The sequence below is a fragment of the Rhodococcus sp. NPDC056960 genome (assembly GCF_042674125.1).
Classification (GTDB): domain Bacteria; phylum Actinomycetota; class Actinomycetes; order Mycobacteriales; family Mycobacteriaceae; genus Rhodococcus_F.
In genome coordinates this window covers 76,101-88,368 of record NZ_JBHURF010000001.1, presented here as the reverse complement: position 1 = coordinate 88,368, position 12,268 = coordinate 76,101, and the positions used below count along the sequence as shown (strand labels likewise).

Annotated in this window: 14 protein-coding genes and 1 pseudogene; 6 read left to right on the top strand and 9 right to left on the bottom strand. The window is 67.3% G+C overall.

The window, feature by feature from the left end; translation table 11 throughout:
• Positions 1-5: 5 nt before the first annotated feature.
• The 4 genes from frr to rpsB form a co-directional block, all read right to left on the bottom strand.
• The gene (frr, locus tag ACFTWF_RS00450) at positions 6-563 is read right to left on the bottom strand and encodes a ribosome recycling factor (RefSeq protein WP_015890301.1); all 558 of its coding nucleotides are present in this window, start codon (positions 561-563) and stop codon (positions 6-8) included.
• Between the two features lie 82 nt (positions 564-645).
• Entirely contained in the window at positions 646-1,374 is a 729-nt protein-coding gene (gene pyrH, locus ACFTWF_RS00445) for a UMP kinase (RefSeq protein ID WP_378459347.1), read from the bottom strand.
• 174 nt (positions 1,375-1,548) lie between these two features.
• The gene (gene tsf / locus ACFTWF_RS00440; RefSeq protein WP_378459346.1) at positions 1,549-2,376 is read right to left on the bottom strand and encodes a translation elongation factor Ts; all 828 of its coding nucleotides are present in this window, start codon (positions 2,374-2,376) and stop codon (positions 1,549-1,551) included.
• A gap of 110 nt (positions 2,377-2,486) precedes the next feature.
• The gene (gene rpsB, locus ACFTWF_RS00435; protein ID WP_378459345.1) at positions 2,487-3,353 is read right to left on the bottom strand and encodes a 30S ribosomal protein S2; all 867 of its coding nucleotides are present in this window, start codon (positions 3,351-3,353) and stop codon (positions 2,487-2,489) included.
• A gap of 241 nt (positions 3,354-3,594) precedes the next feature.
• On the opposite strand from rpsB, the gene ACFTWF_RS00430 reads away from it, so the two are divergent.
• Positions 3,595-4,212: a M23 family metallopeptidase gene (locus tag ACFTWF_RS00430; protein ID WP_378459344.1), complete on the top strand. Its 618-nt coding sequence runs from the start codon at positions 3,595-3,597 to the stop codon at positions 4,210-4,212.
• Here the strand turns inward: ACFTWF_RS00430 and ACFTWF_RS00425 are convergent.
• Together ACFTWF_RS00425 and ACFTWF_RS00420 are read right to left on the bottom strand one after the other, a co-directional pair.
• Positions 4,209-5,264, bottom strand: a complete 1,056-nt coding sequence (locus tag ACFTWF_RS00425; RefSeq protein ID WP_378459343.1) for a MinD/ParA family protein — start codon at positions 5,262-5,264, stop codon at positions 4,209-4,211. The genes ACFTWF_RS00430 and ACFTWF_RS00425 overlap by 4 nt on opposite strands.
• 76 nt (positions 5,265-5,340) lie before the next feature.
• Positions 5,341-5,640, bottom strand: a pseudogene (locus ACFTWF_RS00420) (tyrosine-type recombinase/integrase); the annotation flags it as partial.
• Here ACFTWF_RS00420 and ACFTWF_RS00415 point away from each other — a divergent pair.
• Entirely contained in the window at positions 5,572-6,741 is a 1,170-nt protein-coding gene (locus ACFTWF_RS00415; RefSeq protein ID WP_378459769.1) for a multidrug effflux MFS transporter, read from the top strand. The pseudogene ACFTWF_RS00420 and the gene ACFTWF_RS00415 sit on opposite strands and share 69 nt — an antisense overlap.
• A 16-nt stretch (positions 6,742-6,757) precedes the next feature.
• Here ACFTWF_RS00415 and ACFTWF_RS00410 read toward each other — a convergent pair whose 3' ends face one another.
• From ACFTWF_RS00410 to ACFTWF_RS00400, 3 genes are all read right to left on the bottom strand, one after another.
• Positions 6,758-7,537 carry a siderophore-interacting protein gene (locus tag ACFTWF_RS00410; protein WP_378459342.1) on the bottom strand — a complete coding sequence of 260 codons (780 nt, stop codon included), beginning with the start codon at positions 7,535-7,537 and terminating at the stop codon, positions 6,758-6,760.
• Positions 7,538-7,633: 96 nt separating this feature from the next.
• On the bottom strand, positions 7,634-8,269 hold the full coding sequence (locus tag ACFTWF_RS00405; RefSeq protein WP_378459341.1) for a carboxymuconolactone decarboxylase family protein: 636 nt from the start codon (positions 8,267-8,269) through the stop codon (positions 7,634-7,636).
• Positions 8,270-8,295: 26 nt separating this feature from the next.
• On the bottom strand, positions 8,296-8,862 hold the full coding sequence (locus ACFTWF_RS00400) for a VOC family protein (protein WP_378459340.1): 567 nt from the start codon (positions 8,860-8,862) through the stop codon (positions 8,296-8,298).
• Positions 8,863-8,948: 86 nt separating this feature from the next.
• Here ACFTWF_RS00400 and ACFTWF_RS00395 point away from each other — a divergent pair, with 86 nt between their 5' ends.
• The 4 genes from ACFTWF_RS00395 to ACFTWF_RS00380 all read left to right on the top strand — a co-directional run bounded on the left by ACFTWF_RS00395 (position 8,949) and on the right by ACFTWF_RS00380 (position 12,268).
• Positions 8,949-9,590, top strand: coding sequence for a TetR/AcrR family transcriptional regulator (locus ACFTWF_RS00395; protein ID WP_378459339.1), 642 nt, complete (start codon positions 8,949-8,951; stop codon positions 9,588-9,590).
• 40 nt (positions 9,591-9,630) lie between these two features.
• On the top strand, positions 9,631-10,896 hold the full coding sequence (locus ACFTWF_RS00390) for a CaiB/BaiF CoA transferase family protein (protein WP_378459338.1): 1,266 nt from the start codon (positions 9,631-9,633) through the stop codon (positions 10,894-10,896).
• Positions 10,893-11,813, top strand: coding sequence for a hydroxymethylglutaryl-CoA lyase (locus ACFTWF_RS00385; RefSeq protein WP_378459337.1), 921 nt, complete (start codon positions 10,893-10,895; stop codon positions 11,811-11,813). The genes ACFTWF_RS00390 and ACFTWF_RS00385 overlap by 4 nt, the downstream gene beginning before the upstream one ends.
• Before the next feature lie 68 nt (positions 11,814-11,881).
• Positions 11,882-12,268 (top strand): nuclear transport factor 2 family protein, encoded by a 387-nt coding sequence (locus ACFTWF_RS00380; protein WP_378459336.1) that lies wholly within the window; start codon positions 11,882-11,884, stop codon positions 12,266-12,268.

Genomic DNA, 12,268 nt, shown 5'->3' with positions numbered 1-12,268 from the left:
CGTGACTAAACTTCGAGCAACTCGGCTTCCTTGTGCTTCACCAGCTCGTCGACCTGTGCGACGTACCGGGCGGTCGTCTTGTCGAGTTCCTTCTCGGCGCGCCCCACCTCGTCCTCGCCGGCCTCGCCGTCCTTCTGGATCCGGGACAGCTCGTCCATCGCCTTGCGGCGCACATTGCGCACGGACACCTTCGCGTCCTCACCCTTGGACTTGGCCTGCTTCACCAGTTCACGGCGGCGTTCCTCGGTGAGCTGGGGAACGGAGATGCGGATCAGGTTTCCGTCGTTGGACGGGTTCACGCCCAGGTCGGAGTTCCGGATCGCCGTCTCGATGGCGTTCAGCTGTGAGGCCTCGTACGGCTTGACGACGACGAGCCGCGCTTCCGGCACGTTGATGCTCGCGAGCTGCGTGATCGGGGTGAACGCGCCGTAGTAGTCGATGCCGATGCGGTTGAACATGCCAGGATTCGCGCGGCCCGTGCGGATCGATCCGAGATCGTCCTTGGCCACCGTGACAGCCTTTTCCATCTTCTCCTCGGCTTCGAAGAGAGCTTCATCAATCACGGCTGTTCCTCCATGTCGTTCTGCATCGATTCGTCACTGCCTCTGTTTCGAGAAAACCCTGTGTCAAAGCGTGGCACGCGTGTCATGACTTGACGAGCGTTCCGATCTTCTCACCGGACACCGCCCGAGCGATATTCCCCTCGGTCAGCAGATTGAACACCATGATCGGCATCTCGTTGTCCATACACAGGCTGAACGCGGTCGCGTCGGCGACCTTCAGCCCCTGTTCGATGACCTCACGGTGGGTGATCTGCGTGTACATCGTGGCGTCCGGGTCGAGGTTGGGGTCGGCGGTGAACACGCCGTCGACGGCCTTGGCCATCAGCACCACCTCGGCGCCGATCTCGAGAGCGCGCTGCGCCGCGGTGGTGTCGGTCGAGAAGTAGGGCATTCCCATGCCGGCGCCGAAGATCACGACGCGTCCCTTCTCGAGGTGACGCTGTGCGCGCAGCGGAATGTAGGGCTCCGCCACCTGCCCCATCGTAATCGCCGTCTGGACGCGGCTGTCGATGCCTTCCTTCTCCAGGAAGTCCTGCAGAGCAAGGCAATTCATGACGGTGCCGAGCATGCCCATGTAGTCGGAACGCGCGCGGTCCAGGCCTCGCTGCTGCAGTTCGGCGCCACGGAAGAAGTTGCCGCCGCCGATGACGACCGCAACCTGGACCCCGGATCGCACGACTCCGGCGATCTGCTCCGCGACCTTGGTCACCACGTCGGGGTCGAGACCGACCTTGCCACCACCGAACATTTCTCCGCCGAGTTTGAGAAGGACTCGATGGAATCCCGGACGTTCGTTGGCAGGTTCGGACATTGCTCTCCTCAGTTCCACAGCACTCGTCGATGTCGACGGCGGCCGAGCGCGCTCAGTGCCCACCCGGCCCATTCAGACGGCCATCTTTCATCCTGCCTCATCAGGATGGTGGCGGTATACGTAGGCCCCGCCGGGCGAGCGCACTCGTCCGACGGGGCCATACGGTTCACACGACTAGCTCGAAGCACCGACCTCGAAGCGGACGAAACGCTTGATGGTCACGCCGGCCTCGTCGAGGATCGCCTTGACGGACTTCTTGGAGTCCTGGACCGAGGACTGCTCGGTCAGCACGACGTCCTTGAAGTAGCCGTTGACGCGGCCTTCGATGATCTTCGGCAGAGCCTGCTCCGGCTTGCCCTCGGCGCGAGCGGTCTCCTCGGCGATGTGACGCTCGTTGGCGACGATGTCCTCGGGGACCTCGTCACGCGTGACGTACTTGGCCTTGAGTGCCGCGACCTGCATGGCGGCGCCGCGAGCGGCCTCCGCTGCAACGTCACCCTCACCGGTGTACTCGACCAGGACGCCGACGGCGGGCGGCAGGTCTGCGCTGCGCTTGTGCAGGTAGACCGCGACCGGTCCGTCGAACGAGGCGATCTTGCTGAGGACGAGCTTCTCGCCGATCTTCGCGGACTGCTCCTGGATGACGGTGTCGACCGTCTTGCCGTCGAGTTCGAGCGCCTTGAGGGCGTCGACGTCGGCGGGCTTCGCTGCCGCGGCGACCGTGACGATCGACTCGGCGAGCTTCAGGAAGTCCTCGTTCTTCGCGACGAAGTCCGTCTCGCAGTCGAGTTCGAGCAGGACGCCGTCCTTGGAGACGACCAGGCCCTCGGCCGTGGTGCGCTCGGCACGCTTGCCCACGTCCTTGGCGCCCTTGATGCGCAGCTGCTCCACAGCCTTGTCGAAGTCGCCCTCGGCCTCAGCGAGAGCGTTCTTGCAGGCCATCATTCCGGAGCCGGTGAGCTCGCGGAGCCGCTTGACGTCAGCGGCGGTGTAGTTCGCCATGGTGAGCGAGCCTCCTCATATGTCTGTCGGGACGTAAGTCAGGGTAGTACTCGGGCAGACCGTGAAACGGCCCTGACCAAAGATTTCTGGTCAGGGCCGTTTGCATCGGATCAGGCCTCGGTGGAGGGTGCCTCTGCTGCGGGGGCCTCGGCAGCCGGAGCCGCCTCTGCCTCAGCTGCGGGAGCGGCCTCTGCTGCGGGCGCTGCCTGCGAGAGCAGTTCCTGCTCCCACTCGGCGAGGGGTTCGCCGGCGCCGGCCTCGGGCTTCGCGTCCTTGTCGGCGCTCAGTCCGGCACGGGCCTGCACGCCCTCGGCCACCGCGGAAGCGACAACCTTGGTGAGCAGGGCTGCGCTGCGGATGGCGTCGTCGTTGCCCGGGATCGGGTAGTCGACGAGGTCGGGGTCGCAGTTGGTGTCCAGGATCGCGATGACCGGGATGTTCAGCTTGCGAGCCTCGGCGACCGCCAGGTGCTCCTTGTTGGTGTCGACGACCCACACGGCGGACGGAACCTTGGCCATGTCGCGGATACCACCGAGCGTGCGGTCCAGCTTGGTCATCTCACGCGTGAGCATGAGGATTTCCTTCTTGGTGCGACCCTCGAAGCCACCGGTCTGCTCCATTGCCTCGAGCTCCTTGAGGCGGAGAAGACGCTTGTGGACGGTGGTGAAGTTGGTGAGCATGCCGCCGAGCCAACGCTGGTTGACGTAGGGCATCCCGACGCGAGTGGCCTCGGCCGCGATGGACTCCTGGGCCTGCTTCTTGGTGCCGACGAAGAGGACCGTGCCGCCGTGGGCAACGGTCTCCTTGACGAATTCGTACGCCTTGTCGATGTACGTCAGCGTCTGCTGCAAGTCGATGATGTAGATGCCGTTGCGGTCGGTGAAGATGAACCGCTTCATCTTCGGGTTCCAGCGACGAGTCTGGTGACCGAAGTGCGTGCCGCTGTCGAGCAGCTGCTTCATTGTTACGACAGCCATGGCTGTGTATCTCTCTTTCATTGCCGGTTGATGCCGAACGTCGGTGACGTTCCGCCCTGGCGCCCGTGAACCGTCGGACTCACATCGAAATGCGAGACCAGCCGACGATCCGTACACTGCGCGGACGCGCGAAGTCGGACTGTGCGAACACAGACCGCTCGATCAGTGTACGGCCTCGGGCTCGTACGCCCTAACCGCCCTGTCACACGGCGGCCGCCCCTGCAAGGGTTTCGCGAAATCTGTGGACAAGTCGCCGTCGATCCACAGATTCTCCCCGGCGCCGCTCGTCGGCCCGGACGTGCGGGATCGTCGAACCATGACGAGGTTCGGGACGATTCTGCGGGCGCTCACAGCGACGGCCACGGCCATCACCGTGCTGACCGCGGCGGCCCTCCTCGCGCCGCCCGCCGACGCCGCGCCGACCGGCAACTTCGACTGGCCGCTGCATCCACGACCGCGGGTCGTGCGGCCGTTCGACAACCCGGAGCACGACTGGCTTCCCGGCCACCGCGGCGTGGATCTGGGCGGCGTACCCGACGAGGCGGTGTTGTCGGCGGGGGCCGGTGTGGTGGTGTTCGCCGGCACAGTGGCGGGCAAACCCGTCGTCTCCGTCGACCATCCGGGCGGGCTCCGCACCACGTACGAACCGGTGACCGCCCGCGTCACTCCCGGTCTACGCGTCGGTCGTGGCACCGTCCTCGGGACGCTCGAGCCCGGTCACCCGGGCTGCATCTCCCCCGTCGCGGCGTGCCTGCACTGGGGTCTTCGCCGCGATCGCGAGTATCTCGACCCACTCGGACTCGTCCGGGTGGCACCGGTCCGGCTCGAACCCGTCGGGCGTCGTGATCGCGGCGGCTAACGCCATTCCGCGACGGCGTGCCTGCCCGCCGACTCGGGGAAATCGTCCGCCACCATCGCCGCGAGTTCGACGAATGCCTTCCGTGTCTCGGGCCGCAGCAGGTCCAGATCGACCACCGAGCCCTCCGCGAGATGCTCGTCGAACGGCACCACCTTCACCGCCCGGCACCGGAGCAGGAAGTGGTTGGTCAGTTCCGTCATGTCGACCATGCTCGACCCCGGCCGGGCCGCGCTGATCACGACGACGGTCCGCGATACGAGATGCCCGTACCCGTGGTGCTGCAACCAATCCAGCGTGGCGGCGGCGCTGCGGGCGCCGTCGATCGCCGGCGAACTCACCAGCACCAGCGAATTGGCGAGTTGCAGAACACCGTTCATCGCCGAATGCATGATGCCCGTGCCACAGTCCGTGAGGATGATGTTGTAGTACACCTGCAGGATGTCGATCACCCGCCGGTAGTCGTCCTCGCTGAACGCCTCGGAGATCGCCGGATCCTGTTCGCTCGCGAGCACCTCGAGGCGGCTCGGCGCCTGCGACGTGTGCGCGCACACGTCCGAATACCGCCGGATCGTCGACTCCGCCGCGATCAGGTCGCGGACCGTCGAATGCGTCTGGATCGGCACCCGCTGCGCGAGCGTCCCGAAGTCGGGGTTGGCGTCGACCGCGATCACACAGTCACCCCGTAGCGACGCGAACGTCGATCCCAGCCCGATCGTGGTCGTCGTCTTACCGACACCACCCTTCAAGGACAAGAACGCGATCCGGTAGTCACCGTGGATCGGCTGCCGAATGCGGGCGAGAAGCGCCGCGTCGCGCGCCGCGCCCGCCGACTCCCCCGGATTCAGCGTTCCCCCGGTTAGTCGGTGCAGCCCGCGTCGCCACCCTCGGCTCGGCGCCGCGCGGGCGCGCTTCAACAGCGCATCAGCCACCAGATCCTGGTTGGTCACCTGATGCGGGCTCGGTTCCGGAACGAGATCGGCCCACGGCTGCCCCCACGGATCCGCCGGGGCGGCGGCGCCGTCGTTCAGCCAGGACGGCTGCGGTCGAGTCACGTCTTCGCGATCCACTATTTCCCCCAGGACAGTGCAGAACAACGGCAGATTCGTGGGGCGACGCTACCAAACCGGGTCAGGCCCGGGGATGCGCCTGATCGTGCACCGCGCGCAGCCTCGCCACGGAGACGTGGGTGTACAGCTGGGTGGTCGCGAGGCTGGCGTGTCCGAGCAGTTCCTGCACGACGCGCAGGTCGGCGCCGCCCTCGAGGAGATGGGTGGCCGCCTTGTGACGCAGACTTGCGGGAGATGAATCAAGCGCCTGCGCCGCTAGAGTTCTTTCGTGCAGCGAACGATCCCCATCCCGATGTTGTGTGTCCTGGCGTTGTTGTCCGCGATCGCCCCGCTGGCCACGGACATGTATCTCCCCGGTCTGCCCCTGATGACCGAGAGCCTGAACACGTCGGCGCCGAGCGTTCAGCTGACTCTGACCACGTTCATGGCAGGACTCGGCATCGGCCAGCTCGTGGTCGGGCCACTGTCCGACGGCCTCGGGCGACGGCGTCTGCTGATCGGCGCCACCGTGGTGACGACGCTCGCGGCGATGGCCTGCGCCCTGTCCCCCACCGTCGAAATCCTCATCGCTGCACGACTTTTCCAGGGGCTCAGCGGTGGCGCCGCGATCGTGCTCGCCCGCGCCTCCATCGCCGACCGGGCCCGTGGCGACAACGCCGCCCGGCTCTTCAGCATCATGATGATCATCGGCGGGGTCGCGCCGGTGGTGGCCCCACTGCTCGGTGGCGCCCTGCTCGGTCCCGTCGGCTGGCGGGGAATCTTCTGGGTGCTCACCGTCGCCGGGGTCGTGATGTTCGCGGGAGTGCTGATCCTGGTCCCGGAGACGCTTCCCGTCGAGCACCGGCACGGCGGCGGCCTCGCGGCACTGGTCCACAATCTGCGGTACGTGGTCGGCAACCGGGTGTACCTCGGCTATGCGTTCACGTTCATGTTCGGGTTCGTCGCACTCTTCTCGTACATCTCCGCGTCACCGTTCGTCGTGCAGAACGTGCTCGGTTTCAGCCCGGGGCAGTTCTCCATGGTGTTCGCCGCGAACGCCGCAGGCATGGTGAGCGCCGCCATCGTCAACACCAGGCTCGTCGGTACGTTCCACGCCCGGCAGCTGCTCGGTTTCGGGGTGACACTGCTCCTCGCCGCCGGCATCGTGTTGCTGCTCGCCGCGACACTCGTCGACTCCCCCCAGTGGTGGGCGATCCTCGTTCCGTTGTTCGTCTCGGTGTCGAGCATCGGGTTCGTGATGGGCAACGCCACGGCCCTGGCGCAGGGCGAGGTGACCCGGGCGTCGGGAACCGGGTCCGCGCTCCTCGGTGCCGGCCAGTTCGGTCTCGCCGCGGTGGTCTCGCCGCTCGTCGGCATCGCCGGCCCCGACACGGCCGTCCCGATGGCGGTGGCAATCCCCGCCGCCGGCGCCGTGGCCATGACGTCGTTGGTGGTGCTGACGCGGCGGACGCACACGTCGTGACGCCCGCCGCACCGGGTCAGCGGGAGGCACCCTCGCTCGCGGCGAGCTCGGACTTCCACACCCGGAAGCCCTCCTCGGTGCGGCCGCGACGCCAGTACCCCGAGATCGACGCCGCCGACGCCGGAACGCCCCGTTCCTTGCGCAGGTAGGACCGCAGATTCTGCATCACGGCCTGCGCCTCGCCGTGGATGAACACCTGAACCGTTCCGGGCAGCCAGCTGATGTCGCGCACCGCCGCGACGAGGGGCGCGTTGTCCCCCGACACCTCCGCCCCGGCCCGGTCCGCGGTGTCCCCACGGTGGAGCCAGGTGACGTCGACGCCCGCGGGCGAGTCGAAGGCGATTTCGTCGTCAGGGCCGGCGACCTCGATGATCACTCGTCCCACAGCCGACGCGTCGAGCTTCTCGACGGCCGCGGAGATCGCGGGGATCGCCGTCTCGTCGCCCGCGAGCAGGTACCAGTCGGCGTCCCGGTCCGGTGCGAACGCCCCACCGGGACCGCGGAGGCGGAGGACGTCGCCTGCCACCGCGGATGCCGCCCACGGTCCCGCGACCCCGGCGTCGCCGTGTACCACGAAGTCGATGGCGATCTCCCGTGCCACCGGATCCACGGACCGGATGGTGTACGTCCGCAGGACCGGCTCGTCGGGGCTTCCGAACTCGAGTTTCGCATACGCGTCGGTGAAGGCGTTGGGAACGAAACTGTCGAATCCCGGGTCGCCGAGGATCACCCGCACCATGTGCGGGGTCAGCCACTCGGTCCGGATCACGGTCAATGTCGCAGTCGGCTTTGCCACAGGCATCTCTCCAATGAACTCAAATTGGTTAGTGTTACCTAACTACGGTACAGGAGTGACGGCCGCCGGCGGCGCGAGTGGAATCCGGGACGCCGGTCACCCGGACAGATCGGCGGAGAGATCACGGACCTCCACACCGGCGGGAATCTCGACCTCGGCGACTGGCTCGGGTCGGTCGTCGAATTCGAGACGAAGGGCGCGACACATGGTCGCGTGCATGTCGTAGAGGCAGGTGATGTACGTCAGCTGCAGGATCTCGGAGTCCGTCAGGTTGGCCTTCAGGACCGTGAATACTTCGTCCGGCACTCGGCCGCCGTCGTAGACGAGGCCGTCGGTGTAGGCCAGCACGGCCCGCTCGAGTTCCGAGAAGCGATCGCTGATCTGCCAGTGCGGGACGGCCGTAATCTTCTCCTCGTCCATCCCGAGAGAGCGCATCTGCTTGCAGTGCTGGGAGAAGACGAACTGGCTTCCGCGCGCATACCCGGCGCGGCTCTGCCCCAATTCGCGGAGCAACGGGTCCAGGGTGGCGTTGCGGTAGAGCGAGAAGCCGCGCACGGCGTGCCGGAACACGTCCGGCGACTGGGCGAACACGGTCCACCAGTCGCCGGGGGTGGCATGGATCGTGCCGTGATCGACGGCCGGATCCCTGTCGGGCCCGAACAGCCGGTCGTAGAAGAAGAGGATCTTCTCGTCGGTCACTTCGACTCGGGGAACCTCACGAAGGCGGGGCACGGTGAACTCCTTTCGGACGTCGGGTCTCAGGATGCGGCGGGCACGCGCCGGTCGGCAGCGGTCTTCGGTTCGTGTGACACATCGGTGTCGGTGAAGGTCCTCGTCCAGCAGGCGAATTCGAGCAGGACACCGTCAGGGTCCTGGAAGTAGAACGAACGCACGAAGGTCCCCGGGTGCACGTCGCGCGACACGCCGGCGCGACTGTCGTCGTGGTTGAGCACGCGGCTCACCTTGATCCCCTCGGCCTGGAACCGGGAGTAGTACTCGTCGAACTGCTCCGGCGGCACTGCGAACGCGACGTGGTTCATCGACCCCACCGCACTGGCCAGTTCGCCCTCGTCGGGCAGACCCTTGGGCGCCGCGAGACCGGGCGCGGCGTCGGGGGCGTCGGCCAGCCAGAAGAACGCGATGGTGTTGCCGTTACCGCAGTCGAAGAAGAAGTGCTGCCCCAGATTTCCGGGCAACTCGATGGTCTTGACCAGCGGCATCCCCAGGGTGCCCGAGTAGAAATCGATCGTGCGTCGCATGTCCGAGCACACCAGCGCGAGGTGGTTGATTCCGCGAAGGTCGTACTTCGAGTTCGAAGCGCTCATTGCTGTCCTTCCGATGTGGTGAAGTGGGCGCGAGAATGACGCAAAAATGACTTGACAGTCATGTCATCTATTGCGATAGTTTGTCCGTGGCCAAGTCATCTGTCAATACCCCGTCCGCGACCCCGTCGGCGCCGGTCGAGACGCTCACCGCCCGAGGTCGCAAGACCCGCGACGCACTGCTCGACGCCGCCCAGAAGGTGTTCGAGACGGTCGGATTCCCCGACACACGCGTGGAGCAGATCGCCCAGGAGGCGAACGTCGCGTACGGAACCTTCTACCGATACTTCGAGTCGAAGGAAGAAGTGTTCCGGGAGTTGAGCACCCGCCTGTTCGAGGACGTGCACCGACGGGAACCGGCCGATGCCGACCTGTCCCCCGCCGAGAAGCTGATCGCCTCCAACCGCTCGTACTACCAGGCATACCGGCGGAACGCCCGGATGATGGCGATCGTCGAACAGGTCTCGACGTTCAACGACGAGTTCCGCGAACTGCGCCACGAGCATCGCCGTCAATTGATCGACCGGACGTCCCGCGCCATCGCGCGGTGGCAGCAGGACGGTCTGGCCACCGCCACCCTCGACCCGGTCCTCGCCGCGCGTGCCATGGCCGCCATGGTCGACCACACCCTGTACCTGTGGTTGATCCAGGGCGACGATGCCGACGAGGAAGCCCTTCTCGACACCCTCGATCAGATGTGTCTCGGAGCACTCGGACTGGACCGCGGGTGAGCACCGAATAATTCATCCCTCATTCCCTAAGGCAAGCACCATGACAACGCATGCGCCGCACTCGTCCGCCCCCACCGAGGTCCCGGAGGGAGCACTCGACGGCCTCCGGGTACTCGAATTGGGCACCCTGATCGCCGGTCCGTACTGCGGACGCCTCCTCGGCGACATGGGGGCCGACGTCATCAAGATCGAGGCCCCGGATCGCCCCGACCCGCTGCGGGACTGGGGCCAGGCCGAGGGCGGACACCAGTACTTCTGGTCGGTGCACGCCCGCAACAAGCGGTGCGTGAACCTCGACCTCCGGACCGAGGCAGGCCGGCAGATCTTCCTCGACCTCGCCGCCGGCGCCGATGTCGTCGTCGAGAGTTTTCGGCCCGGCACCCTCGAGCGCTGGGGCCTCGGCTACGACGTCCTCCGGACGGTCTCCCCGCGTCTGGTCCTGGCCCGGGTCTCCGGCTACGGGCAGACCGGGCCCTACGCTGCGCGTCCCGGCTACGCCTCGGTCGCCGAAGGCATCAGTGGGTTGCGCCATCTCAACGGATTTCCCGGTCAGGCGCCACCGCGGATCGCCCTGTCGCTCGGCGACAGCCTCGCCGGCATGTTCGCCTTCCAGGGCGTCCTCGCCGCACTGATCGCGCGCGAGCGCACCGGGCGTGGGCAGGTCGTCGATGCCGCTCTCACCGAGGCCGCGCTCGCCATCCAGGAGTCGACCGTCCCGGACTATCACAAGACGGGACACATTCGGCAACCGTCCGGCACCCGCCTCGACCGCGTCGCCCCGTCCAACCTATATCGGACGCAGGACGGGCTGTGGGTCATCATCGCGGCCAACCAGGACACCCTGTTCACGCGCCTGGCCGCCGCGATGGGCCGACCCGGCCTGGCCACCGATGCCCGGTATGCCACCCACACGGCGCGCGGCGATCACCAGGACGAACTCGACACGCTGATCACCGAGTGGGCGGCCGCCTTCCCCGCCGCCGACCTGATCGAGTTGCTGACCAAGTTCGAGGTCGTCACGGGACCCGTCAACACCGTCGCCGAAGTGATGGCCGACCCCCAGTTCAACGCCCGCGAGATCTTCGTCGACCACGTCGATCCGTCCGTCGGGCCCGACGACGACGGATTCGACCCTGCCCCCGTGAAGGGCGTCGGGGTGATACCGAAGCTCAGCGAGACCGCAGGCGGCGTCCGCTGGGGCGGGCCCAGCCGGCCCGGCACCCACACCGACGAGGTACTCACCGCGCTCCTCGGCTACGACGCCGACCATCTCGCCTACCTGCGCACGCAGGGCACGATCTCGTGAGCACCCCGGCAGCCGGCGTCGACATCCGCGAGGTCGGTCCCCGCGACGGATTACAGAACGAGAAACCGATTCCCACCGCCGCCAAACTCGAACTGATCGACGCGCTCGCCGCGACCGGTGTCGGACGAATCGAGGTCACGTCGTTCGTCTCACCGCGGGCGATTCCGGCACTGGCCGACGCCGAAGCCGTCGCCGCCCACCTCGACCGCTGGCCGCAGGTGACGTTCTCGGCCCTCGTCGCCGGACTCGGCGGAGTTCGTCGAGCACTCGCGGCCGGTCTCACCCGCCTCGAGTACGTCGTGTCGGCATCCGACGGCCACAGCCGGGCCAATGTCGGTCGCAGCAGCGAGGAGTCGATCGCCTTGATCGCACCCGTCGCCGAATTGGTCCACCGGGCCGGCGGCCAACTCGAGGTGATCGTCGCGATCGCTTTCGACTGCCCGTTCGACGGGCCCACGCCGCCGGAGCGGGTGGCCGAGATCGCCCGCCGCGCCGTGCTTTCGGGGGCCGACGTGCTGTCGGTCGCCGACACCATCGGCACCGCGACACCCGTGCGGGTCGGCGACGTACTCACCCGGGTCCGCGACGCCGTACCCGCGATGGACCTCGGCCTGCACCTGCACGACACCCGCGGTCAGGGCCTGGCCAACGCCTGGGCGGCCTACACCCTGGGCATCCGCCATTTCGACGCCTCGGTCGGCGGCCTCGGGGGCTGCCCCTTCGCGCCCGGCGCCGGCGGCAACATCGCCACCGAGGAACTGGTCTACATGTTCGAGGACGGCGGCATCGCCACCGGCATCGACGTCGACGAGACCCTCACGGCCGCCCGACTGGCCGGGAAACTGCTCGACACACCCCTGGGCAGTGGGCTGCTCCGGGCCGGCGGCCGACCGGTGCCGGTGACTGCCGCCGATTGACCACCCTGTGATCCACCTCGACTGATCCACCTCGACGGCATCACCGCACGGAGGAGACAAATTTTCCCATGAACGACCTGGCCGATCGCTTCTTCGCCGCCGTCAGCCGCGGCGACGAGGCGACATTGACCGAACTGTACGCACCGGACGCGCTCATCTGGCACAACGACGACGGGCAGGAGCAGACGGTGACCGAGAACCTGCGCGTGCTGCGCTGGCTTTCGCGCACCCTCGACGACATGCGCTACGAGGACATCCGCCGCCACCGGCTGCCGGACGGCTTCGCCCAGCAGCACGTCCTGCGCGCCACCCTCCCCGGCCACGGTCCGCTGGAGGTACCGGCAAGCCTGTTCGTCCGTGTGGTCGACGAGCGGATCAGCCGCATCGACGAGTACGTCGACTCCGCCGCCACCCGGCCGCTGCGCGCGCCGGCCGCGCACCCCCGGGAGCACTGA